The following is a 22,466-nucleotide window of genomic DNA, read 5'->3' as shown; positions in this document are numbered from 1 at the left end:
CCGCCGCTTCCTGCCCGGCGCCGACCACCTCGCCGACCGCCTCACCCGCTGAAGGCCCGCACCCGTCCCCGCACGCCTCACCCCCGTACGCCTCACCCCCGTACGCCTCACCCCCGCACGCTTCACCCCCACCCGAGGAGCCATCAGATGGCACAGCTGTCCGTCGTCGACGACACCCTGATCGTCGAGGTCGAAGGACTCGACAAGCTCTGGGCGCTGAAGAGCCGTCTGGAGATCCCGCTGGCGAACGTCCGCGGCGCCACCGCCGACCCCGGCATCGTCCACGAGTCCAAGGGCATCAGGATGGGCGGCACCCACCTGCCCGGCGTGATAACCGCCGGGACCTTCCGCTCCCAGGGCGAGTGGGTGTTCTGGGACGTGCACAACCCGGCCGGGGCCGTCGTCGTGGAACTCGCCGACGAGCGCTACAGCCGCCTGGTCGTCGAGGTCGCCGACCCGCGCGCCGCCGTCGCCCTGGTCGAGGCCGCGATGCGTGCCCACGCCGCCGCCCGCCCCGGTTCGGTCTGACCGCCACCTGCCGGGCCCGGCACGCCCGGTGCGGTGCCCCCCGACGGGCGATGGCTAGGGTGGGCCCGTCCGACCGGCTCGCACCTCCGGAGCGTCCGTGCTTCATCTGCGCCTGATCGTTCCCGCCGACCTGCGCGACCAGGTCCTGCAGACCCTCGACGACTGCGTTGGTGCCACCCACGTGGTGCTCCTGCCCGATTCGGCCGTCCGACCCGCGGGCGACGTGGTGCTCTGCGACGTCGCCCGCGAGGCCGCCGACGAACTGCTCGGCGCGCTGCGCACCCTCGGGTTGGCGGACCGCGGCGCGATCAACGTCGAGGAGGTCGCCCTGACGATCTCCGCCGCCGCCGACCGGGCGGAGGAGGAGGCGCCCGGCGAGGGCGCCGACGCCCTGGTCTGGGAGTCGGTCTCCGAGATCACCCACGAGGAGTCCACCCTCACCGTCGTCTATCTGGCCTTCCTCACGGTGGCCACGATGCTCGCGGCCTGCGGGGCCGTGCTGGACAGCGCGATCCTGGTCGTCGGCGCGATGGCGGTCGGGCCGGAGTTCGGCCCGCTGGCCGGCCTGTGCGTGGCGCTCGTCCAGCGCCGCGGGCGGCCGGCCCTGCGGTCGCTCAACGCCCTGCTCGTCGGGTTCGCGGTGGCCATGGTGCTCACCGTCGGCTTCTGCTTCCTGATGGACCAGTGGGGGCTGTTCACCAAGGAGATGTTCGAGGCCAACAGGCCGAACACCTCGTTCATCTGGAAGCCGGACGCCACCTCCTTCGTCGTGGCGCTGCTGGCCGGTGTCGCCGGGCTGCTCTCGCTCACCTCGGCGAAGGCCGGGGCGATGGTCGGGGTCGCCATCTCGGTGACCACCGTGCCGGCCGCCGCCAATGCCGCCGCCGCGGTGGCCTACGGCGACTACGCGCAGGGCCGGGGCTCGGCCGTGCAGCTCCTGCTGAACATGCTGGGGATCGTCGTCGCGGGCGTCGCCACCCTGGTGGTGCAGAACGTCGCCTGGAAGGTCGTGCGGGCCCGCGGCCGAGCCGCCGCCCGGGCCGTCAGACGGTGATCCCGTCGTCGTCCGCGGTCGCCGCCCGGCGGCGGGACGCGGACGGAGCCGGAGCGGCCGGGGCCGTGGGCACGGTCGGGCCGCCGTCCCCGGGCACCCGGGCGACCGCCCGCCACCACAGGGTCGGCGCCGGCGGGTCGGCCGGCTCGAACGGCGCACCCGGCCGCGGCACGGCGAACCGCACGCCCAGCGCCTGCGCCGCCGTCACCGTCCGCTCGGCCGGCTCCTCCCACGGGTGCGGCGCCAGGTTGAAGGTGCACCAGTGGATCGGCAGCATCAGCCCGCCGTCCAGGTCCAGGTGCGCCCGCACGCCTTCCTCGGGCGTCATGTGCACCTCGGGCCAGAAGTCGCTGTACGCGCCGATCTGCACCATCGTCGCGTCGAACGGTCCGAGCCGGCCGCCGATATCGGCGAAGCCGGGGAAGTAGCCGGTGTCCCCGCTGTGGAACAGCCGGTGCTCGGAGCCGGCCACCACCCAGGACGCCCAGAGCGCGTACGGGTGGGTGCGCGGCCCGCGGCTGCAGTAGTGCCGGGCCGGCGTGGCGGTCAGGGTCAGCCCCGCCACCTCGGCCGACTCCCACCAGTCGAGCTCCACGATCCGCTCCGGCGGCACGCCCCAGTGCTCCAGGTGCGCACCCACCCCGAGCGGGACGGCGAACACCGCCCCGCTCGCGTCCAGCGCCTTGATCGTCGGCATGTCGAGGTGGTCGTAGTGGTCGTGCGAGACCACCACCACGTCCACCGGGCCGAGTTCGGCGAGGCCGATCGGCATCGGGTGGAGCCGCTTGGGGCCCGTCCAGGAGAACGGCGAGCAGCGCTCACCCCAGACCGGGTCGAACAGCACCCGGCGGCCGTCCAGCTCGGCGAGCACGGTGGCGTGGCAGAGCCAGGTCAGCCGCAGCCCGGAGACGGGCGGCGCGGCCAGGTCGATCGGGCGCAGCAGGTGCAGCGGGACGGGGGCGGCCGGCAGCCGGCGGGCCCGATCGCCGGTGAGCTGGGCCCGGCTGACCGACAGAGGCGACGCGCCGTCGACGAGCCGCCTGGTCGGGACGGGGTTCTGGAAGGCCCCGTCGCGGAACTGCGGCGAACGCCGGACGCGCTCCAGCCGCTCGCCCGTCGGATCGGCCCCGAAGGCGTCCGTCCGGATCCGGTGCCAGGTGCGGCGCGGCAGTCGTCCGATGCCTCCGCCGTCGGTGAACGAGGTGCCGAACTGTGCGGCGAGGGCGGCTGCGCGGGAGATCCAGGGGACGGAGCTGGGCACGGCACCTCCACGTCGGGACATCCGTACGGCGGTGGCCGTCCGGCGTCCGCGGTCGCGAAAGCCGGCAGGCCGGACGCGTACGGGTGGGGCCGCTGGGGCTCCGCTGCCGTACGACGACCGTCGAAACCGGACACTACCCCTCCTGGCCCGTGCGGGCCCGGCCGAAACATGATCGGGCGAGCCGTTCGGCGGACCCGCCGGCCGGGCCCCGGACACGCCGGGACGGCCCCGCCGCCCGGCGGGGCCGTCCGGGTGCGGAGGATCAGGCCGCGTAGAAGCGGGTGATCGTCTCGGCGACGCAGTGCGGCTTGGGGCTGCCCTCACTGGTGATGGTGAACCGCACCAGCGCCTGCACCCCGCCGGGGACCTCGTCGGCGGAGAGCAGCTCGGCGGTGGCCCGCACCGCCGTGCCGACCGGCACCGGCGACGGGAAGCGGACCTTCTCCGAGCCGTAGTTGAGCGCCATCTTGATGCCCTCGACGCCGTAGCACTCCTTCGCCAGCACCGGGATCAGCGACAGCGTGAGGTAGCCGTGCGCGATCGTCCCGCCGAACGGGCTCTCCTTGGCGCGCGCCGGGTCGACGTGGATCCACTGGTGGTCGCCGGTGGCCTCGGCGAACAGGTTCACCTGCTCCTGGCCGATGGTGTGCCACTCACTCGTGCCGAGCTCGGTGCCGACCGCGGCTTTCAGGTCGGCCAGCGAGGCGAAGGTCGTCAAGGTGCGCTCCAGGTGGGGTCGGGCTCCGGTCCCCACGGCTGCGTCCGGCGGGGACAGTCGGAGAGTATGCCTACCGACCGGTCACTTGTCAGCGGGGGCCGGGCGCGCCGCGGCGGTGGCACCGACCGCGCGCAGCCGCCGCCCGCCCACCAGCTCCGGGGTCAGCGCCACGTACACCGGCCGCGGACCGCCCACCCACGGGCGTAGCCCCGCGTCGTACAGGCCGTCCTGCGCGAGGTGGTCCCGGACCACCTCGGCGTGCCCGTGCACCAGGACGCTCCAGCCGGAGCGCGTCTCCGGGTCGAGCACGTCGGCCTGGAAGGCGGCGACCGTGCCGTCCAGCGCCCGCGCGGTGGTGCTGTCGGCGCGCAGCGCCAGCACCAGCCGGCCGTCCTGCGCCACCTCGAACGCCACCGGCAGCACCGCGGGCAGCGCGTGCTCGGTGTACACCACGCGCCCGACGGGCACGGTGCCGAGCAGACGGCGGCACTCGGCCTCGCTCAGCTCCTCCACAGGGTCCTCGTACTCCATGGCACGATGCTCGGCCCGCGGCCGTGGAGCCGGTAGGGCCGATGGTCCCTGCCCGAAGGGTCCTCCGGCGGTAGCTTGTCGCCAGGCACGAAGGCGGAAGGGGGCTGGTGCGGGGTGGGCGGCGGCATCGAACTGGTGGTGATCGGCGCGGACGGGGGGCCGGACCGCAGCTGGTCCGGCTCGGAACGGGCCGCGGACGGCGCCCGCACCCTCGCCGCGGCACTGCCCGGCCGGACCTTCGACGCCGGGGCCCGGGGCTGCCGGGTCGACCTGCTGCCCCCGGACGCCGACGCCAACACCATGCTCACCGCGCTGCGCGCCGCCGCGGCGAGACCCGCGCGGTGGCTGGTCGTCTGCCTGCTCGGCCAGCTCGCCGCCGACCCCAGGGGACGGCGGATCGCGCTCGTCACCGCCGGCTCCACCCCCGACAACGCCTACCGGCGCGGCCTCGCCTGGGACTGGGTGGTCAGCGCCATGGTGCACGGCGGCCAGGAGGAGACCCTGCTGCTCGTCGACGCGGTCGCCGACCGCGACACCTGGGCCGCCCTCGCCCGGGAGGACGCCGCAGGAGAGCTCCTCAGCCACTCCCGCGTCCCGCTCTGGGGCCGGATCGGCCGGCACCAGGCCGGACGGCGCGGCCGGGACGCCGTCCGCCCGGGAGGTGACGGATCGTTCAGCCGGCTCCTGGTGGACGCCCTCGACCGCGGCGTCCCCGGCGCACCCGCCGCCCTCGGCCCGCAGGAACTCGCGCCCGTCCTCGCGCACGAACTCGCCCTGCGGGACGGCGGCGCGGCCGAAGCCGGACAGGCCGTCGAACTCGTACCGGCCGACGGAGGAAGGCTGCTGATGCACAATCGGGCCGCCGTCCGGGGCGCATTGGCCGGATTGTCGCTTTCCGACGAACTGTTGGCCGTGCTCTGGCGAGAAAACACCCCAACCGATCCGCCGAACGCGTAAGGTCGGACCGCCCGAGGTGTTGCTGTGCCGGGGCGGGTGGCGAAGAATCGATGTCCCCGCGGCGGCACCGAGGGACGGCAGAGGAATTGTGCGACCACGGCCGCGGACGAGGTCTGGCGCTACGAGGTGGGGCGATGCGGCAGCGCGGAAATGTGTTGCGCCCTGGGGCGGTCGGGATCGGTGGGGTGGCACTGCTGTTGGCGCTCAGTGCCTGTTCCGCCGCCGACGCCGGGGGTTCTGCGGACCGTCTGGGTACTCCTGTGACGGCTGTTCCCGGTGGGACTGCAGTAACTCCTTCGAGTGGTCCGGGTACGGGCGGCAGCGCCCCCACCGAAGGCCCCGACGGAGCCGTCGCCCGAACGGTCCTGAGCACCTATCAAGCCTGGTGGCAGGCGCAGGCCGAGGCGTTCGCCCGCTCCGATTCGGACGGCTCGCAACTGCGTGCGTACTCGACCGGTCAGGCGCTGAGCGAGGCACTGGCCAGCCTCCACCAACTGCACGACGCAAAGCTGGTGATGACCGGGAGTCCGCGCAACTCGGCACTGGTGAAGAAGGTCGATCTCTCCGCCGATCCGCAGACGGCCGTCGTGCAGGATTGCCTCGACGTCGCCGATTGGCACCAGGCCGACGCAACGACCGGAGCGGTAAAGGATCCCCGGCAGCGGCTCACCCGTTATCCGGCGACCGTTTCGCTGCGGAGGAACGACAGCCGCTGGATGATCGTGGACTTCGAACGCGAGGTGGATCGCACGTGCTGAAAAAGGTCTTCCGCACGCTGCTGCTCTCGGCATTGCTGCTCGCTTCCGCGGCCCCGGCCTCGGCAGAGGGGGGCGGCACGGTCAATCCGTGCGCCGTCCGGGACATCTGCGTGGTCGTCACCGAGCCCGGGAGCACGGCCGAGCCCGGGGGCGGGAGCGGTGGGTCGTCGGGCGGGTCCGACGGCGGTGTGCAGATGTGCAGTTGGAACGGGCAGCAGTGGCCCTGCTGGGACGACGACCTCGGCTGGTTCTCCACCGCGGACGGCTGCTACTACCACCGCTCCGAGCCGCAGCCGCCCGCGAGCGACCCCGCCTGGGACGGCCACGCCCCGTCCGAGGGCGCGGTGTACGAGGTCAACTGCCGCGGTGTCGGCGGCCAGTTGTCGCCGAAGCCGCCGATGTTCTTCGCCCAGCCGCCCGGCGGCCCGCCGCCGCCGGACCGCCCGTACGACCTGGGCATGAAGGCGCTCGGCATGATCCACTTCGACTCGCCGGCGCTGCACGCCGCCCCGGCCGCCACCGCCGTCGTCGGGGTGCCGGTCTGGCTCTGGTACACCGCCGGGCCGACCACGGCCGGCCCGCAGAGCGCCACCGCCAAGGGCCGGACGATGAGCGTCACCGCCACCGCCCGGCTGACGAAGGTGCACTGGGACACCGGCGACGGCTCGGCCGGCGCCGACTGCACCGGCCCCGGCACCGCCTACACCCCGGGCGCCGGCACCGAACCGCCCTGCGGCCACACCTACCGGAAGGCGTCCGGCGGCCAGCACGACCAGACCTTCTACCTCACCGCCACGCTGACCTGGCGGGTCGAGGCGGTGCGCTCCGACACCGGGGCGCGGGTGTTCGCGGTCGACTACCGCGTCGACACGGACCAGCCGCTGCCGCTGAAGGTCGCCGAGGTGCAGGCGCTCAACTGACCGCCGGCCACGCCCCGACCCCACGACGAACCACCAGTTCCGGAAAGGCCGAAGCCCGGTGGAAACCCGCAACGTCCCGACGCCGAGCGCAGGCACCGCCGCCCTCGCCCCCGACCCGCACCGTCCGGCCCCGCACGTGCCCCCGCGCACCCTGCGGGCACGGCGGCGGCGGCCCGCCGTGCTGGCGATGGCGGTCGCGCTGATCGCCGCGGGCGGCCTCGGCGGCGCCGCCCTCTACACCAGTTCGGGGCAGCGGATCGCCGTGCTGGCGGTGGCCCGCGACATCCCGATGGGGCAGGCCGTCACCGCCGACGACCTGGTGGTCGCGCACATCGCCGGCGACCCGCTGCTGCGCCCGCTGGACGCCCGGGACCGGGCCCGCACCATCGGCCTGCGCGCCACCACCGACCTCAAGCGCGGCGCCCTGCTGCTCAAGGCGGACCTGACGGCGGAGCCGGTGCTCCGCCCCGACCAGCAGACCGTCGGCCTCGCCGCCAAACGCACCCAGTTGCCCGCCACGCGGCTTCAGCCGGGGCTGCAGGTGCTGGTGGTGTCCACCCCGGACGCCAAGGGCGACCAGGCGGCGGCCGGCCGGCCGCCGGAGACGATCGCCGCGGTGGTGGTCACCGTCGGCCGGGTCGACTCCGACGGCAGCCAGGTGGTGGACGTGGCCGTTCCCTCGGCCGACGGGCCGCGGCTGGCCTTCTGGGTGTCCTCCGGCCGGTTCCAGGTGATCCTCGCACCGCGGGCCGGCGCCCCCGCGCCCGCGCCGTCCACGAGCGGCACCACCGCGGACGACGGGAACGCCGGAGCGGTCACACCCCCGGCCGGTACGCCGACGGGTGCCCCGAGCGGCAAGGCCACCGGAAGTCCGAAGAGCGGTACGGGAGGTGGCACCTGATGGCGGTCGTCGCCGTGGTCGGCGGCCCGGGCGCGCCCGGGGCCACCACCACCGCCCTCGCCCTGCTGCTCAGCTGGCCGCTGCCGCCGGGCCGCAAGGTGCTGCTCGCCGAGTGCGACCCGGACGGCGGCGCCGTGCTGGCCGGCGCACTGGAGGGCCGCATCGAGGCGGTCTACGGGCTGCGCAACCTGGCCGTGGCGGACCGCCGCGGCCTGCTCGCCCAGACCGTCTGGGAGCAGCTGGTCGACCTCTCCCCGGAGGGCACCGCGGAGCGGCTGCTGCTGCCGGGCCTCACCGACCCCGCGCAGGCGCCCGGCCTCGCGTACACCTGGGAGCCGCTCGCCGACACCTTCCAGGCGCTGGACGGCCAGGGCTACGACGTGATCGTCGACCTGGGCCGGTCTGGAGCGACCGGCCCGGGTGCGGTGCTGGCCCGGCGGGCCGACGTGGTGGTGGCGACCGTCCGGACCACCCTGCGCGGCCTGTCCGCCGCCCGGCCGCGGCTGGCCGCGCTCCGCGACGACCTGGAGAGCGCCGGCCCGGGTGCCGACGCGCTCGGCCTGCTGCCGGTCGGCGAGGGCCCGTACCCGCTGGCCGAGGCCGCCCGCGAACTCGGCGTCTCCGCGCTGGGCCTGCTGCCCTACGCGCCGCGCACCGCCAGGGTGCTCTCCGACGGCGGGGACACCGCCGACCGGAGGTTCGTCCGCTCCGAGCTGATGCGGACGGTGCGCAGCGCGGCCGACCGGATCCTGGACGTCGCGGCCCGCCGCCGGCAGCGGCTCGCCCCGCAGGCCCAGCCGTACCCGCAGGCGTACCCGCAGCCCCAGGCCCAGCCCTACCCGCAGCCCGCTGCGGCCCCCGCGCCCGGCCCGGTGCTCGGGCCGGTGGCGCCGCGGCAGCCGTGGGCCCCGGTGCCCGATCCGCAGCCGGTCGGCTTCCCGCAGCACATCGCACCGCCGGCCGTCCCGCAGCCGCCGGCACCGGCGCCCTTCCCGCCACCGGACCGGCAGCAGCCGCAGAACGGGTACGGGGAGGTGCTCCGTGCGCGGTAGTCCGCTCCAGCAGGGGCCGTCCTCGCTGCCCTGGCAGCTGCCGACCCCCGGCGCCGCGCCCGGCCCGGGCATCGTCCCCGGTCCCGTCCGGCCGTCCGGGCCCACCGCGCCCGTCGCGGCGGTGCCCGCACTGCAGCCGGTCGGCGTCCGGCCGGTCGTCGACCCGCAGGTCGCCCGGGAGCTCAAGCGCCAGGTCGCGGCCGAACTCCACCAGCAGCTCGCTAAGCTGGAGGGCTCCGGCGAGGTCGACCGGGCCACCCGGCGCCAGCGCGGCCGGGCACTGATCGAGGAGGTCGTCGCCCGCTGGTCCGACGCGTACGCGCAGACCCACGGGATCCCGCCGACCCGCGACCAGGACCGCGCGCTCGCCGAGGCCGTCTACGACCTGCTGTTCCGGGCCGGCCGGCTGCAGCCGTACCTGGACGACCCGGAGATCGAGAACATCCTGGTCAACGGCTGCGACGACGTCTGGGTGTCGCGGGCCAACGAGCCGCTGCGGCAGGTACCGCCGATCGCCGACAGCGACGCCGAACTCGTCGAGCTGCTGCAGGACCTGGCCCGCCAGCACGGCGGCGGCGAGCGCAGCCTCTCCACCGCCAGCCCCACCCTGGCGCTGCGGCTGGAGGGCGGCATGCGCCTGCAGGCGCTGACCGAGGTCACCCCGCGCCCGTACGTGGCGATCCGCCGGCACCGGGTCGCCTCGGCGACCCTCGGCGACCTGGTCGGACTCGGCACCCTGGACGCGACGCTGGCGGCCTTCCTGGCGGCGGCGATCCGGGCCAAGAAGAACGTCATGGTCACCGGCACGCAGGGCGTCGGCAAGACCAGCCTGCTGCGCGCGATGGCCGCCGAGATCCCGCCGGACGAGCGGGTCGGCACCCTGGAGACCGAGTTCGAGCTGTGGCTGCACACCCTCGGCCACCTGCGCCAGGTGGTGCCGATGGAGGCCCGGGAGGGCAACGGCGAGCGGGTCGACGGCCGGGTCGCCGGCGAGCTGACGATCGGTGAACTCATCCCGGCCGCCTTGCGGATGACGCTCTCGCGGATCATCGTCGGCGAGGTCCGCTCCGCGGAGGTGGTGCCCATGCTGCGGGTGATGACCAACGGCGAGGGCGGCTCGATGTGCACCCTGCACGCCCGGGCCCCGCACATGGTGGTCGACCGCATCGCCGAACTCTGCCTGGAGTACGGCGCCCACATGACCGACAGCCTGGCCTACCGGCTCACCGCCAACGCCGTCGACTTCGTCGTGCACGTCACCATGGTCGACGAGACCGCGGTCGGCGGCCGCCGGCACCGCTTCGTCTCGCACGTCCTGGAGGTCACCGGCCTCGGCGAGAGCGGACGCCCGGCGATGAACCAGGTCTTCGGCCCGCGCACCGAACAGGGCGAGCCGCGGGCCGTCCCGCACACCCCGCCGCAGTGCCTGGACGACCTGCGCCGGGCCGGCTTCGACGCCGGTCTGCTGCAGTCCCCGTACGGCAGTTGGGGCGCCCCGCTGGGGCTGCGGATCGGCGGTGCCCGCTGATGCTGCTCTACGTGCTCTGCGGCCTCGCCGTCGCCGGCGGGCTGGTCGCCCTGGTGGCCGGCCTGGTCGGCACCCGGGAGGAGAAGCCCGAGGCCCGGCCGGGCAGCGGCCGGCTGCACACCTTCTGGTACGGCGCCCCCGGGACGGCGAGCCCCGGCCGCGCCAGGACCCGGCAGGTCCAGGCCGTGCTCGCGGTGGCCGGCGGCGCCGGCGCCTGGCTGTTCACCGGGATCCCGCTGACCGTGCTGCTGCTGCCGCTCGCCGTCTTCGGCCTGCCCTGGCTGTACGACGCCACCCGCTCCGACACCCGGCGGATCGAACGGCTGGAGGCGCTCGCCGAGTGGACGCAGCGCCTCGCCGACGTGCTGCTGCTCGGCGTCGGCCTCAACCAGGCCGTCGTCACCAGCCGCCGCACCGCACCGCCCGCCCTGGAGGCCGAGATCGGCGACCTCGCCGCCCGGCTGCAGTCCCGCTGGCGGCCGGAGGACGCGCTGCGCGCCTTCGGCGACGAACTCGCCGACGCCACCGCGGACAAGGTGCTCGCCGCTCTGCTGCTGCGGTCCGGCGACAGCGGCCCCGGCCTGGCCCGGGCGCTCGCCGACATCGCCGAGTCGGTCCGCGAGGAGGTCCGCCAGCGCCGCGCCATCGAGGCCGACCGGGCCAAGCACCGCACCACCGTCCGCTGGCTGGTCGGCATCATCCTCGTGGTGATCGCGGCCGGCGCCCTCAACCCGCGCTACACCGCGCCGTACGCGAGCGTCACCGGCCAGGTGGTGCTCGCCGTGGTCGCCGCCGCGTTCGTCGGGGTGATCGCCTGGATGCGCTCGCTCGCCGCCCACACCCCGCTGCCCCGACTGATCGAGCCCGACCGGCGCAGCAAGGCCGGCCGGCTGCCCGGCGACCCGGCCGATGCCGAGCCGTCGCCGGAGGCCGCCGCCGCGGCCAAGGAGGCCCGATGATCTCGCCCTGGGCCGTGCTCGCGGGCGGCGCCGCGGCCGGCGGCCTCGCCCTGCTGCTCGCCGAACTCCGGCCCGCGCCGCCGGACCTCGGCCAGGCGCTCGGCCGGCTGCACCGCACCCCGGACCCGCGCCCCGCCGAGGAGACCCGCCCCGCCTGGTACGACCGGATCGGCGCGGACTCGCTGCGGCTGCCCGGCGCCCGGATCCCGCACCAGCAGCTCGCCCTGATCGGCCGAAGCCCGGCCCGGTTCATGGCGCACAAGCTGATGTTCGCGCTGGTCGGACTCGTCCTGCCCGGCTACCTGGTGGCGATGGCCGCGGTCGCCGGGATCGGCCTGCCGGTCGCCGTGCCGCTGCTCGCCGGTCCGCTGCTGGCCGCCGTCCTCTGGCTCGTCCCGGACGGCATCGTGGCCGGCGAGGCGAAGGAGGCCCGCACCGAGTACCTGCACGGCGTCGCCGCCTACCTGGAACTCGTCGCTCTGGAGCGGGCCGCCGACTGCGGACCGGCGGAGGCCCTGCGGCGGGCCGCCGCGGTCGGCCGCGGCACCGTCTTCCGGCGGATCCGGGACGCCCTGGAACGCGCCGCCACCGACCGCCTGCCGCCCTGGGACGGCCTCGACGCCCTCGCCGCCGAACTCGGTCTGACCCCCCTCCAGGACCTCGCCGACATCATGCGGATCTCCGGCACCGACGGCGCCGCCGTGTACGACACCCTGCGTGCCCGCGCCAAGAGCCTCCGCGGCGAACTCCTCGCCGAGGAACTGGCGCAGGCCAACACCGACAGCGAGCGGATGGTCGCGCCGGGCTCGGCGCTCACCCTGCTCATGACGGTGCTGATCGTCTTCCCCGCGCTGTACCAGATGCTCGACGTCAGCTGAGCAGCCGACGACCACCCGACCGCCCGTCCTGGAGACCACACCATGACCGAGACCGCGGCCAGGCTCAAGCCCCTGGCCACCGCCCTCCTGCTGCCCGTCCTGCTGCCCCTGCACCTCGGCATGCCCTACCTGCACGTGCGCCTCGGCAGACTGCGCGCCGCCCGTGCCTCCGGCGACCGCGGCGCGATCAGCATCGAACTCGCCCTCACCATCATCGTCCTGGTCGCCATCGCCGGTGCGGTGCTGGCCGCCGTCAAGCTGCTCGCCGGCAAGGCCGAGCAGAAGATCCCCACCGACGTGCCGGACGCGGTGAAGTGATCCGACGCCCGCGCGTCCCCGCCACGCCGCGCACCGCCGCACTGCGCACCGCCGCACTGCGCGACCGCGGGGCGGTCGTCCTCGGCCTGGCCATCGTCTTCCCGGTCGTGCTGACCGCCGTCATGCTCGTGGTGCAGGCCTCGCTCTGGTGGTACGCCGACCAGGTCGCCCTCACCGCGCTGCGCGAGGGCGTCGACGCCGGCCGGGTGCGCGGTGCCACCGCCGAGGACGGGGACGTGCGGGTACGGGAGTTCCTCGCCCGCTTCGGCCGGCTCGCCGAACTCGAGAGCGTCGACCACGCCGGCTCCGACGCCGAGACCCAGCAGATGACGGTGACGGTCCGTCCGCAGTCGGTCGTGCCGTTCTTCGACCGGCTGACCATCACCGAGACGCTCAGCGCACCCCGCGAGCGGTTCGTCCCGCAGGGCGGGCAGCGGTGACCGCCCGCGCCGCCCGCAGGCGGCCGCCCGCGGGCCGCGACACCGGCGCCGTCCCCGTCGAGGCGGCGCTGCTGCTGCCCGTGGTGCTCGCCTTCGTGCTGATCGTGGTCGCCGCCGGCCGGGTGCAGAGCACCGGCGCCGTCGTCGACGCGGCCGCCCGGGCCGCCGCCCGCGCCGCCTCGCTCGCCCGCGGCGAGGACGGCGCCCGGCAGGCCGCTGCGGACGCCGTGCAGGACGTCCTCGGCCGGCGCAAGGTCCGCTGCTCGCAGGACCCGGTCACCCCGGTGTCCTACGGCACCCTGCAGACCCCCGGCGGTGAACTCGCCACCGTCACCGTGCGGGTGCGCTGCTCGGTGCCGCTGCGCGACCTGCTGGGTGTGGACGCGCTGCAGGGGGACAAGACCATGACGGGGGAGTTCACCTCGGTCGTCGACCGCTACCGCGGCGACTGAGCAGGGTCGACCGCCACCGCGGCGACCGAGCAGGAGAGGGGGGCCGGTGGCACACCGGAGAACACCGCCGCGGCGCCGCCGCGGCCCGGACGACGGCGCACTGTCGGTGTACGTGGCGATCTGCGCGGCCGCCCTGGTCGTGCTGGTCGGCATCGTGCTCGACCTCGGCGGACGGCTGCGCGCCATCGAACGCGCCGACGCCCGCGCCCAGGAGGCCGCCCGCGTCGCGAGCCAGCAGCTCGACGTCGAGGCCGTGCTGCAGGGCCGCGGCTACCGCATCGTCAGCCAGGAGGCCGCCGAGCGGGCCGCCGACGACTACCTGCGGGCCTACAACCTCACCGGCACGACCCGGCTGGTGGACGACCGCACCGTCGAGGTGCGGACCACCGGCACCTACACCAGCGCCCTGATCGGCGCGGTGCTCCCCGACTTCACCCACCTCGAGGTGCACGGGTACGGCAAGGCCACCCTCGTGCCCGGCATCACGGAAGCGGAGAACGGCTGATGGCCGCGCGACGAGCCGACGACCCCGCCCGCACCGGCGCCCCCGGCGACCGGACACCCGCCGGCGTCCGGCGACCCGCCGCCGTCCGGCCGCGGCGCCGCCGCACCGCCGGCTCGGTGGCCGCCGCCCTCGGCGCGCTGCTCGCGCTGGTCGCCCTGCTGGCCGGCCTGCCCGCGCTGCTCGGCTACGGCACCCTGGCGGTCGCCTCGATGGGCGAACCCGCCACCGGCGGCAGCGCGGTGGAGGTCCTCACCAGCCCCGACGACGGACGCCTCTTCCTGTGGGCGCTGGTCGGCGTCGGCTGGATCGCCTGGCTCTGCTTCGCGCTGTCCGTGCTGATCGAGATCCCCGCCCAGCTCCGCGGCCGGGTCGCCCGCCGGATCCCCGCCTTCGGCTGGAGCCAGCGCATCGCGGCCGGACTGGTCGGCTCCGTCCTCGCCCTGCTGCCGGTGGCCGGTTCGGCCTTCGCCGCCGTCCCCGAACGCGGCCCGCAGGCCGTCGCCGCCGCGCTGCCCGCCGCGCCGCAGTACGCCGCGCTGCCCGCGGCCGCACCGGCCGCAGCCCCGGCCGCACCCGCCCAGGACCACCCCGTCTACACCGTCCGCGACACCCGGCCCGCCGACAGTCTCTGGTCCATCGCCGAGCACCAACTCGGCTCGGGGGAGCGGTGGCAGGAGATCGCCCGGCTCAACGACGGCCGGGTGATGGACGACTCCGGGCGGCGGTTCGACGCCGACCGGCCGATCCACCCCGGCTGGAAGCTGCTGATGCCCGGCGATGCCAGGCCGGACGCCGGCGGCGGCGGCGCCCCGCAGCAGAGCCCCGCGCCCGCCCCGCAGCACTCCTCGGTCACCGTCGCCCCCGGCGACAGCCTCTCCGCCATCGCGCAGCGCGAACTCGGCAGCGGTGACAGGTGGCCCGAACTCTTCGAGGCCAACCGCGGGGTCCGCGCCCCCGACGGCGAACGGCTCACCGACCCGGACGTGCTGGTCCCGGGCACGGTGCTGGCCGTCCCCGGTGCCCCGCAGCCCGCTCCGCAGCAGCCGCAACCCGATCAGCAGGCCCCGCAGCCGCCCGTACAGTCCACCCCCGCGCCCGCAACTCCCGCGCCGGCCACGCCTGCACCCGCGAGCCCCGCGCCGAGCACGTCCGCACCGAGCACGCCCGCCCCCCACAGCCCCGCGCCGAGCACACCGGCGAAGCACACCCCGCCGCCGGCCGTCCCCGCCGGGGCCGGCCATGAGGCGCACGCCGCCTCCGGCGACTACACCACCGCCCTCGCCGCCTCCACCGTCGGCGTGCTGCTGGCGGCCATCATGATCGGCACGGTCGCCCGGCGCCGCGGCGACCAGCAGCGCGTCCGCAGGCCCCGGCACCGGATCACCATGCCGGCGCCGTCCGCCGCCGCCTTCGAGGCCGAGCTGAAGGCCCGCCAGAACGTGCCCGCGCTGGAACTGCTGGACCGCGCCCTGCGAACCCTGGCCCGCAACACCGTCCGCACCGGCAAGCGGCTGCCCTCCCTGGTCGCCGCGCGGATCACCCCCGGCCGCACCGTCGAACTCCACCTGTCCGGGCCGGCCGTGCCGATCGCCCCCTTCCGGGCCGCGCACGCCGCCAACGTCTGGTGGTGCCCCGAGGACTCCAACGAACTGCTGTCGCCCGGCCAGGCCGCCAAAGCCTCGGCGCCCTACCCGGCCCTGGTCACCCTGGGCACCTCGCCGGACGGCTCCGTCGTCCTCGCCGACCTCGAGACCGTCCGGCTGGTGCACCTCTCCGGCCACCCCGACGACGCCCACGACGTGCTGCGCACCCTCGCCCTGGAACTCGCCCACAGCCCGCTCGCCGACCGCCTCCACCTGCACCTCGTCGGCTTCGCCGAGGACCTGCCGATCGCCGGCCGCGCCGCCGAACGCGTCCACCGCTACGACTCGCTGGAGCAGGCCCTCGGCGCACTCGGCCCGCGCACCGCCCGGGCCCGCGCCACCCTGGTCGCCGCCGAGGCCACCAGCCCGCGCGACGCCCGCAGCCGAGGCCGGTCCGACGAGGCCTGGGTCCCCGAGATCGTCCTCTCCGCCCAACCGCCCGCCGGCCAGGTGCCCGCCGAACTCGGCCGCCTGCTCGACGCCAAGCCGCGCAGCTGCCTCGCCGTCATCACCCGTGCCCCGGAACGCGGCAGCGGACCCGTCGCCCGCTGGACCCTGCCCGCCACCGGCGCCGCCACCCTGCCCGGCCTGCACCTCCAGGTCGAACTGCAGCGCCTCGACGACACCCAGTACGCGAACCTCGCCGAACTCGTCCGCGCCTCCGGCGACACCACCCAGCACCCGGCACCCGAGTGGACCCTGGACGGCCCGGGCGACGACCTCGAACCGGCCGAACTGCCCGTCCCCGTCCCCGTGCTGGCCGCCGTCGGCAGCACCGCGGACAGGCGGCCGGCCAACGGTGCCAACGGTGCCAACGGCCCCGACGACGCCGACGACGCCGCGCCGCGGCTGATCGCCCGGGTCATCGGCACCGGCGCCAGCGCCTTCGCGGGCACCGCCCCGACCGCCACCCCGCCGCAGCCCGGGACGGCCGTCGTCCGGGCGGTCACCCCCGTCAGCCCGGCCGCACCCCCGCTCACCCCCGTCCCGGCCGCCGCCGACCGGCCCCCCGTACCGCAGCCGACCGCGGACCGGCCCGCCGTGGAGGCGCCGCCCGCCGACCGGTCGACGGCCGACCTGCCCGGCGCGGGCGGGGACGACACACCGCCCCCGCCCCGGCACACCGCCAACGGCATCGGCCGCCACGCCGCCTCCGGACCGGGCCGGCCGTCGTAGCCCGCCGTCCCCCGGCAGCCCGACCGCTCCGCGGACCAGGCACCCGCCCCCGAACCGACACCGACCCACGACCCGGCCCCCGACGTCGCCTCCCCGGCCGCCGGCACACCCCGCGCGGCCGCCGCCCGCACCGACAGCGCCGAACTGCTCGCCATCCTCCGCTCACCCGAAGCCCACGCCGGCCGCTCCGCGCCCAGGCTCCGCGTCCTCGGACCGGTCGACATCACCGGCGCCACCGGCACCACCGAACCCGCCACCGTCCCCCGCCTCACCGAACTCGCCGCCCTCATCACCCTGCGGCCCGGCATCGACCACGCCACCCTGGACCGCGAACTGCACCCCGGCGCGGCCCACCTCGCCGAACTCGCTCCCGCCCTCGCCGCCAGCCCGCTCCCCGGCAAACTCACCCGCCTCGCCGCCTGGCTCGGCACCTCCGCGGACGGCCGCCCCCACCTGCGCACCGACCAGCCGGACGGCTACGCCTTCGCCCCGACCGTCAGCTGCGACTGGGACGAATTCCGCGGGCTCTACCGCCGCGGCATGCGCTCCACCAGCTCCACCGCCGACGCGGCGCTCGCCCACGCCCTCGCCCTCGTCCGCGGGGCGCCGTTCGCCGAAGCCCCCGCCGACGCGTACGGCTGGGCCGAACCCGAACGCCAGGACATGCTCGCCGCGATCGTCGACACCGCCCACGAACTCGCCGTCCGGCGCCTCCAGTACGGCGACCACCGGACGGCCGAGGCCGCCATCTTCCGGGCCCTGGCCGTCGCCCCGGACGTCGAACTCCTGCACCGCGACCTGTTCTACGCGTACGCCTCCGCAGGCGCCCGCGACCAACTCGTCCGCGCCGTCAACCGCCTCGACGCCCTCAGCCGCCGCACCGGCCGCGACCTGGACCCGGACACCGTGGCCCTCCTCCGCGACCTCCTCGCCGCCTGAGAGACACGCCCCAGGGGTGCGCGGGGGTGCCTCCCGGCCGAAGGCCGGGGGAGAGCCGGGGGAGAACTGCGCAGTCCGGGGGCGGGTGTCACAACAGTTCGGGCCAAGCCCTGATCTGTACGACGAGCCGTGTCCGTGTTGCGCAGTTCCCCGCGCCCCTGGGGTCGCTCGTGAATTGGGTCGCGGGGGAGGGGGTGGCCCGGTTAGCGTCGCGGCATGACGAGTTCGGACCTGCCCCTGCGACCCCGCCTGCGGGCGGCCCTCACGGTGGCCATGAAGGCACGGGACAAGGTGGCCGTCGATGCCCTGCGGCCCACCCTCGCGGCGTTGGACAACGCCGAGGCGGTGGAGCGTCCCGAGGGCGCCGACCGGAACCTCGCGGTCGAGCTGGTCCCGATCGGTGCGGGTGCCGCCGAGGTGGCGCGTCGGGAACTGTCGGAGGAGCAGATCGTGGGGATCGTCCGGGCCGAGGCCGCCGAGCGGGCCGAGGCGGCGGAGGCGTACGACCGGGCGGGCCGTCCCGACCGTGCCGAGCGGCTCCGTGCGGAGGCCGCCGTCATCCTCGCGCACCTGGGCTGATCTCCGGTCCGGGCCCGTTGTCAGTGCCGGGCGGCAGGATGCGGAGCGAGCAGTCGAGCGCGTCCGGAGGAGCAGCCGTGGGCACCGTCAGCAGCGTGGGACCGGACCGGCCGGTGGAGTTCGTCCCGGCGTGGTGCGCCACCGATCTGGAGGTGCACCGGCCGTGCCGCGGCACCTACGAGTGGTACCCGTACGAGAGCCTGCCGCCGTTGGCGGAGGGCCGGTTCGACGGGGGGTTCGGCTGGCTGGGCGGGCCGGGGCCGGCGGATCCGGAGCGGGTGGCGCTGCTGGACGGGGTGGCGGCGGCGCTGGCCGGTACGGGTTGCGAGCTGCCCGCCGACTTCGTGGCGCTGCAGACCTCGGCCCGCTGCCACGACGTGCTGGACGAGGTGTCGGTGACGGGCTGTTGGACGGACGTGTCGCAGCCGCTGCCGAGCCCGTTCGAGCCGGGCGCGCGGCTGGTGCGGTTCCTGCGGGACCAGCAGGACTGCGTGTTCTGGTACCTCTACCTGCGGCCTTCGGGGGAGGCGTTCGTGGTGGGGTCGCCGTTGGACTTCGCCTGCCTGCCGGAGTGGGAGGAGGCGGAGGGGCCGGTGGACCTGAGCGCGGCGGTCGCCCACTGCGCTCCGGGCTTCGAGGAGTTCGCCTACCGCTTCTGGGTGGAGAACCGGCTCTGGCAGGTGCTGCAGCACGAGGAGGCGCCGGCCGCGCCGGAGCTCGCCGAGTACCTGGCCCACTACACCGACCGGTACACCGGCCCGGTGGCCTCGGTGTGACGCGGTCGCGCGTCGGTGCCGGTTCCGGCCCTTGACCTGAAGTCCGCTTGAACGTGCAGGCTGGGGGGGCAGAGGTCGGAGCGAGCCGGGGAGCGGTCGTGCGAGCGGTGTGGTTGACGGAGTTCGGCGGGCCCGAGGTGCTGGTGGCGGGCGAGGCGCCCGATCCGGTGCCGGGTCCGGGGCAGGTGGCGGTGGACGTCGCGTACGCCAACATCACCTTCGTCGAGACGCAGTTCCGGACGAGCGGCCGTGGGCCGTTCGCGGCGGTGCCGCCGCTGGTGCCCGGCAACGGGGTCGGCGGCACGGTGGCGGAGGTCGGCGAGGGGGTGGACGGGGCGCTGCTCGGCCGCCGGGTGGTGACCTCCACCGGTGGGTCCGGCGGCTATGCGGAGCGGGCGCTCGCGGCCGCGGCCGACCTGGTCGCGGTGCCGGACGGGCTGGCCCTGGACGAGGCGGTCGCACTGCTCGCGGACGGCCGCACCGCGCTGCTCCAGCTACGGGCCGGGCGGGTCGCTGCCGGGGACCGGGTGCTGGTCCTCGCGGCGGCCGGCGGCGTCGGCGGTCTGCTGGTGCAGCTGGCCGCGGCCGCGGGGGCGACCGTGGTCGGTGCGGCGGGCGGCCCGCGCAAGGCGGCCGTCGCGGCGGGCCTCGGCGCGAAGCTCGCCGTGGACTACCGGGAGGTCGGCTGGCCGGAGCTGGTGCGGTCCGGCACCGGCGGCCTGGACGTCGTCCTCGACGGGGTCGGCGGCGATCTCGCCCGGGCCGCCTTCGAGCTGCTCGCGCCCGGCGGGCGGATGGTCAGCTACGGGCTGGCGGGCGGCAGCTGGGCGGCGATCCCACCGGAGGCGGCGGAGGACCGCGGGGTGGAGCTCGTCGCACCGGCCCGGCCCGACCCGGTGCTGCTGCGCGCCGCCACCGCCGAAGCCCTCGCCGAGGGTGCGGCGGGCCGGCTCCGGCCGCTGATCGGGCAGCGGTTCCCGTTGGAGCGCGCGGCCGAGGCGCATGCCGCGATCGAGGCGCGGGCGACCACCGGCAAGACCCTCCTGATCGTCCGGGAGGAACGGAACTGACCGTCCGTCACCGGACGGGTCCTCCCGTCCGGGCCGCCGGAACCGCTTCGGCACACGGGCCCGCCGAACCTACGATCGGGGCATGACAGCTCCCGTGTACCCGCCCAAGCCGAAGCCCGGAGACCGGGTGGCGATCCTCTCGCCGTCCTCCGGCCTGCCGGCCGTCCTGCCGCTGCCCTTCGACCTCGGGCTGCGCCGCCTGACCGAGGAGTTCGGTCTGAAGCCGGTGGAGTACCCGACCACCCGGCGGATGGGCTGCTCGCCGCAGGAACGGGCCGCCGACATCCACGCGGCCTTCGCCGACCCGGAGATCAAGGCCGTGATCGCCAGCATCGGCGGCGACGACCAGATCACCGTGCTGCCGCACCTCGACGACGAGCTGATCCGCGCCAATCCGAAGCCGTTCCTCGGGTTCAGCGACAACACCAACCTGCTGACCCACCTGTGGAACCTCGGCATCGTCGGCTACCACGGGGCCAGCGTGATGACCGAGTTCGGCCGCCCGGGCGCCCTGCACCCCGTCACCGGGGCCTCGGCCCGCGCCGCGCTGTTCACCTCCGGCCCGTACGAGCTGACCGAGCCCGCGGAGTTCAACGACATCGACCGGCCCTGGCAGGAGCCGGCGACCTTCGAGTCCGAGGCGCCGATGCAGCCCGCCGGGGGCTGGACCTGGCACCGGCCGGAGCGGGTGGTCGAGGGGGTCAGCTGGGGCGGCAACCTGGAGATCCTCGGCTGGCTGCTGATGGCCGACCGGGGCATCCGCAGCCCCGAGGCGTACGAGGGCTGCGTGCTCTTCCTGGAGACCTCGGAGGAACTCCCGTCCGGCGAGGAGGTGTTCCGGATCCTGCGCAACATGGGGGAGCGGGGGCTGCTCGCCCGCTTCCCCGCGCTGCTGATGGGCCGGGCGAAGGCGTGGTCCTTCGACCGGCCGAACGACGCCGCGCAGCGCGCCGCGCACCGGGCCGGGCAGCGCGAGGCGGTGCTCCGTGCGCTGGCCGCGTACGCGCCCGACACCATGGCGGTGTTCGACGTCGACCTCGGGCACACCGACCCGCAGGTGGTGATCCCGTACGGCGGCACCGTCCGGGTGGACGGGCCGGCCCGCCGGATCACCGTGACCTACTGACGGACCGACGGCTGCGCCACCCGCCCGGGCGGTCATCGCGACCCGGCCTGGAACCGGCCCGGGATCACCCCGTATGGTGGCGAAATCGTGCGCGGTGGAGGGCATCGCGCTGGCAAGGACGAGGCCGCGGCGGGCGGCGGGGCGGGGCGGTGACCGGGCGTGGCGGACGTGACAGCGGCCTCCGGCGGCGGCGAGCGGAGACCGTTCGACACGGACACGCCCCCGCGGCCGGCCGAATACCGGCCCGGCGAGGAGCAGGCCGAACCGCCCGCACCCGTGCCGCACACCGGCTGGACGACCACCATGCCGGCGATCACCCTGCCGCCCGTCCCGCCGCTGCAGCCGCCCGGCCCGGCCCCCGTGCCGCCGCCCGCGCCCCCGGTCGCCTCGGCCGTCCCGCCCGGCCCGGGGCCGGCCGGGCTGCCGGCCACCCCGCCGCTGCGCGGGTTCGGCGCCGGCCTGCGCGGCCGGATCCTGGTCGTCGAGGGAGGCTACGGCAACAGCGGCCGCCGGCCCTGGGGCCGCGGCAGCGCACAGGCACCGGTGCTGTCCGCGATGCTGGCGGCCGTCTCGCCGCACGTCCTGCTCGCCTCCGACGCGGTCGACGCCGTGCACCTGCCCGGTGCCGGCGACCCGCAGACCGTCCTCGCCCATCTGCGCGCCGCCTCCCGGCACCCGGGCCCGCTGCTCGTCCACATCGGCGGGCACCTGGTCACCGACCGGCGCGGCGAACAGCTCTTCCTGACGCTCCGTGACGCCCGCTCGCACGACACCCTGCCCTGGCAGGCCGTCGCCGCGGAGCTGCAGCACCGCCCGCAGGAGTGGGACACCCTGGTCGTCGCCGACCTGAGCGCCGACCAGACCGCCTGGCCGCTGGTGCAGAGCACGATCTCGCCGCTCACCGACGGCGTGCCGCTGTGGGCCGTGGTCAACCCGGACCCGGACCAGGTCGGCACGTTCACCCGGGCGCTGATCGAGGTGCTGCACGTCGGCGTCCCGGGCGCCGGGCCGGTGCTCGCACCGGAGGAGCTGCGCCGGCAGGTGCACTCGGTGCTCCGGCCGGAGGCCGCCGTCCTGCAGTCGCACGCCCCGGACCGCCCGGTCTTCCGCAACACCTCCCGGCAGATCGGCGACACCTCCACCGCGGCCAGGCTCAACGAGGCGCCCCGGCCCTCGGCCGTCCAGCCGAAGCGGCCGGGGGCCCGCCCCGGCCGTCCCCGCCCGGCGGCACCCGCCGCGGCCGCGCCGCGGATCACCCTGGCGAAGGCGCAGCAGGCGGCGCCGCGCGGCCCGGTGTCGCTGCTCAAGCCGGGGGTGCCGCCCACCCCGCCGCGCCCGGCGCGCCCGGTCTCGCTGCGCAAGCGGCTGCCCGGCGGCCCGCCGGGGCCGCCGACGAT

23 protein-coding genes are annotated in these 22,466 nt (G+C 76.1%); 20 read left to right on the top strand and 3 right to left on the bottom strand.

Going from position 1 to position 22,466, the window contains the following annotated elements:
• Window positions 1-147: 147 nt before the first annotated feature.
• Window positions 148-528, top strand: a complete 381-nt coding sequence (locus tag ABD353_RS22760; protein WP_344625496.1) for a hypothetical protein — start codon at window positions 148-150, stop codon at window positions 526-528.
• A gap of 97 nt (window positions 529-625) precedes the next feature.
• Window positions 626-1,582: a DUF389 domain-containing protein gene (locus ABD353_RS22755; RefSeq protein WP_344625495.1), complete on the top strand. Its 957-nt coding sequence runs from the start codon at window positions 626-628 to the stop codon at window positions 1,580-1,582.
• On the opposite strand, the gene ABD353_RS22750 is transcribed toward ABD353_RS22755, so the two are convergent.
• From ABD353_RS22750 to ABD353_RS22740, 3 genes are all read right to left on the bottom strand, one after another.
• Window positions 1,572-2,843, bottom strand: a complete 1,272-nt coding sequence (locus ABD353_RS22750) for an MBL fold metallo-hydrolase (protein WP_425555228.1) — start codon at window positions 2,841-2,843, stop codon at window positions 1,572-1,574. The two genes, ABD353_RS22755 and ABD353_RS22750, sit on opposite strands and share 11 nt — an antisense overlap.
• Window positions 2,844-3,105: 262 nt before the next feature.
• A complete protein-coding gene (locus ABD353_RS22745) occupies window positions 3,106-3,561 on the bottom strand; it encodes a MaoC family dehydratase (RefSeq protein ID WP_344625494.1) in 456 nt (151 codons plus the stop codon).
• An 81-nt stretch (window positions 3,562-3,642) separates the two neighbouring features.
• Window positions 3,643-4,092, bottom strand: a complete 450-nt coding sequence (locus ABD353_RS22740; RefSeq protein WP_344625493.1) for a pyridoxamine 5'-phosphate oxidase family protein — start codon at window positions 4,090-4,092, stop codon at window positions 3,643-3,645.
• Between the two features lie 114 nt (window positions 4,093-4,206).
• Between ABD353_RS22740 and ABD353_RS22735 the strand changes: the two genes are divergently transcribed.
• The 18 genes from ABD353_RS22735 to ABD353_RS22650 all read left to right on the top strand — a co-directional run bounded on the left by ABD353_RS22735 (window position 4,207) and on the right by ABD353_RS22650 (window position 21,069).
• A complete protein-coding gene (locus ABD353_RS22735; protein ID WP_344625492.1) occupies window positions 4,207-5,049 on the top strand; it encodes a hypothetical protein in 843 nt (280 codons plus the stop codon).
• Window positions 5,050-5,234: 185 nt separating this feature from the next.
• Window positions 5,235-5,807: a hypothetical protein gene (locus tag ABD353_RS22730; RefSeq protein WP_344625491.1), complete on the top strand. Its 573-nt coding sequence runs from the start codon at window positions 5,235-5,237 to the stop codon at window positions 5,805-5,807.
• A 194-nt stretch (window positions 5,808-6,001) separates the two neighbouring features.
• On the top strand, window positions 6,002-6,727 hold the full coding sequence (locus ABD353_RS22725) for an ATP/GTP-binding protein (RefSeq protein ID WP_344625490.1): 726 nt from the start codon (window positions 6,002-6,004) through the stop codon (window positions 6,725-6,727).
• A 58-nt stretch (window positions 6,728-6,785) separates the two neighbouring features.
• The gene (locus ABD353_RS22720; protein ID WP_344625489.1) at window positions 6,786-7,628 is read left to right on the top strand and encodes an SAF domain-containing protein; all 843 of its coding nucleotides are present in this window, start codon (window positions 6,786-6,788) and stop codon (window positions 7,626-7,628) included.
• Entirely contained in the window at window positions 7,628-8,680 is a 1,053-nt protein-coding gene (locus ABD353_RS22715) for a CpaE-like family protein (protein WP_344625488.1), read from the top strand. The genes ABD353_RS22720 and ABD353_RS22715 overlap by 1 nt, the downstream gene beginning before the upstream one ends.
• Entirely contained in the window at window positions 8,670-10,208 is a 1,539-nt protein-coding gene (locus ABD353_RS22710; protein WP_344625487.1) for a TadA family conjugal transfer-associated ATPase, read from the top strand. The genes ABD353_RS22715 and ABD353_RS22710 overlap by 11 nt, the downstream gene beginning before the upstream one ends.
• The gene (locus ABD353_RS22705; RefSeq protein WP_344625486.1) at window positions 10,208-11,167 is read left to right on the top strand and encodes a type II secretion system F family protein; all 960 of its coding nucleotides are present in this window, start codon (window positions 10,208-10,210) and stop codon (window positions 11,165-11,167) included. The genes ABD353_RS22710 and ABD353_RS22705 overlap by 1 nt, the downstream gene beginning before the upstream one ends.
• The gene (locus ABD353_RS22700) at window positions 11,164-12,045 is read left to right on the top strand and encodes a hypothetical protein (RefSeq protein ID WP_344625485.1); all 882 of its coding nucleotides are present in this window, start codon (window positions 11,164-11,166) and stop codon (window positions 12,043-12,045) included. Before ABD353_RS22705 ends, ABD353_RS22700 begins: the two co-directional genes overlap by 4 nt.
• A gap of 42 nt (window positions 12,046-12,087) precedes the next feature.
• A complete protein-coding gene (locus tag ABD353_RS22695; protein ID WP_030265308.1) occupies window positions 12,088-12,363 on the top strand; it encodes a hypothetical protein in 276 nt (91 codons plus the stop codon).
• The gene (locus tag ABD353_RS22690; RefSeq protein WP_344625484.1) at window positions 12,360-12,803 is read left to right on the top strand and encodes a TadE/TadG family type IV pilus assembly protein; all 444 of its coding nucleotides are present in this window, start codon (window positions 12,360-12,362) and stop codon (window positions 12,801-12,803) included. The genes ABD353_RS22695 and ABD353_RS22690 overlap by 4 nt, the downstream gene beginning before the upstream one ends.
• On the top strand, window positions 12,800-13,255 hold the full coding sequence (locus tag ABD353_RS22685; protein ID WP_344625483.1) for a TadE family protein: 456 nt from the start codon (window positions 12,800-12,802) through the stop codon (window positions 13,253-13,255). Before ABD353_RS22690 ends, ABD353_RS22685 begins: the two co-directional genes overlap by 4 nt.
• A gap of 46 nt (window positions 13,256-13,301) precedes the next feature.
• Window positions 13,302-13,760 carry a hypothetical protein gene (locus ABD353_RS22680; protein WP_344625482.1) on the top strand — a complete coding sequence of 153 codons (459 nt, stop codon included), beginning with the start codon at window positions 13,302-13,304 and terminating at the stop codon, window positions 13,758-13,760.
• Window positions 13,760-16,579 carry a LysM peptidoglycan-binding domain-containing protein gene (locus tag ABD353_RS22675; protein WP_344625481.1) on the top strand — a complete coding sequence of 940 codons (2,820 nt, stop codon included), beginning with the start codon at window positions 13,760-13,762 and terminating at the stop codon, window positions 16,577-16,579. The genes ABD353_RS22680 and ABD353_RS22675 overlap by 1 nt, the downstream gene beginning before the upstream one ends.
• A 144-nt stretch (window positions 16,580-16,723) precedes the next feature.
• A complete protein-coding gene (locus tag ABD353_RS22670) occupies window positions 16,724-17,518 on the top strand; it encodes a bacterial transcriptional activator domain-containing protein (RefSeq protein ID WP_344625498.1) in 795 nt (264 codons plus the stop codon).
• Between the two features lie 216 nt (window positions 17,519-17,734).
• Entirely contained in the window at window positions 17,735-18,097 is a 363-nt protein-coding gene (locus ABD353_RS22665; RefSeq protein ID WP_344625480.1) for a GatB/YqeY domain-containing protein, read from the top strand.
• 77 nt (window positions 18,098-18,174) lie between these two features.
• Window positions 18,175-18,873, top strand: a complete 699-nt coding sequence (locus ABD353_RS22660; RefSeq protein WP_344625479.1) for a hypothetical protein — start codon at window positions 18,175-18,177, stop codon at window positions 18,871-18,873.
• A 98-nt stretch (window positions 18,874-18,971) separates the two neighbouring features.
• On the top strand, window positions 18,972-19,943 hold the full coding sequence (locus ABD353_RS22655; RefSeq protein WP_344625478.1) for a zinc-binding dehydrogenase: 972 nt from the start codon (window positions 18,972-18,974) through the stop codon (window positions 19,941-19,943).
• An 82-nt stretch (window positions 19,944-20,025) separates the two neighbouring features.
• On the top strand, window positions 20,026-21,069 hold the full coding sequence (locus ABD353_RS22650; protein ID WP_344625477.1) for a S66 family peptidase: 1,044 nt from the start codon (window positions 20,026-20,028) through the stop codon (window positions 21,067-21,069).
• The last annotated feature ends 1,397 nt before the right edge of the window (window positions 21,070-22,466 follow it).

This window comes from Kitasatospora arboriphila (genome assembly GCF_039528095.1).
Classification (GTDB): domain Bacteria; phylum Actinomycetota; class Actinomycetes; order Streptomycetales; family Streptomycetaceae; genus Kitasatospora; species Kitasatospora arboriphila.
The sequence above is the reverse complement of the archived record's forward strand: the minus strand, read 5'-3'. Positions and strand labels throughout refer to the sequence as shown.

Bases quoted from the DNA above. Each gene is read 5' to 3' on its own strand.
- ABD353_RS22760 (WP_344625496.1), top strand. From the start codon at position 148: ATGGCACAGCTGTCCGTCGTCGACGACACCCTGATCGTCGAGGTCGAA.
- ABD353_RS22740 (WP_344625493.1), bottom strand. From the start codon at position 4,092: ATGGAGTACGAGGACCCTGTGGAGGAGCTGAGCGAGGCCGAGTGCCGC.
- ABD353_RS22725 (WP_344625490.1), top strand. From the start codon at position 6,002: ATGTGCAGTTGGAACGGGCAGCAGTGGCCCTGCTGGGACGACGACCTC.
- ABD353_RS22715 (WP_344625488.1), top strand. From the start codon at position 7,628: ATGGCGGTCGTCGCCGTGGTCGGCGGCCCGGGCGCGCCCGGGGCCACC.
- ABD353_RS22705 (WP_344625486.1), top strand. From the start codon at position 10,208: ATGCTGCTCTACGTGCTCTGCGGCCTCGCCGTCGCCGGCGGGCTGGTC.
- ABD353_RS22700 (WP_344625485.1), top strand. From the start codon at position 11,164: ATGATCTCGCCCTGGGCCGTGCTCGCGGGCGGCGCCGCGGCCGGCGGC.
- ABD353_RS22695 (WP_030265308.1), top strand. From the start codon at position 12,088: ATGACCGAGACCGCGGCCAGGCTCAAGCCCCTGGCCACCGCCCTCCTG.
- ABD353_RS22675 (WP_344625481.1), top strand. From the start codon at position 13,760: ATGGCCGCGCGACGAGCCGACGACCCCGCCCGCACCGGCGCCCCCGGC.
- ABD353_RS22665 (WP_344625480.1), top strand. From the start codon at position 17,735: ATGACGAGTTCGGACCTGCCCCTGCGACCCCGCCTGCGGGCGGCCCTC.
- ABD353_RS22650 (WP_344625477.1), top strand. From the start codon at position 20,026: ATGACAGCTCCCGTGTACCCGCCCAAGCCGAAGCCCGGAGACCGGGTG.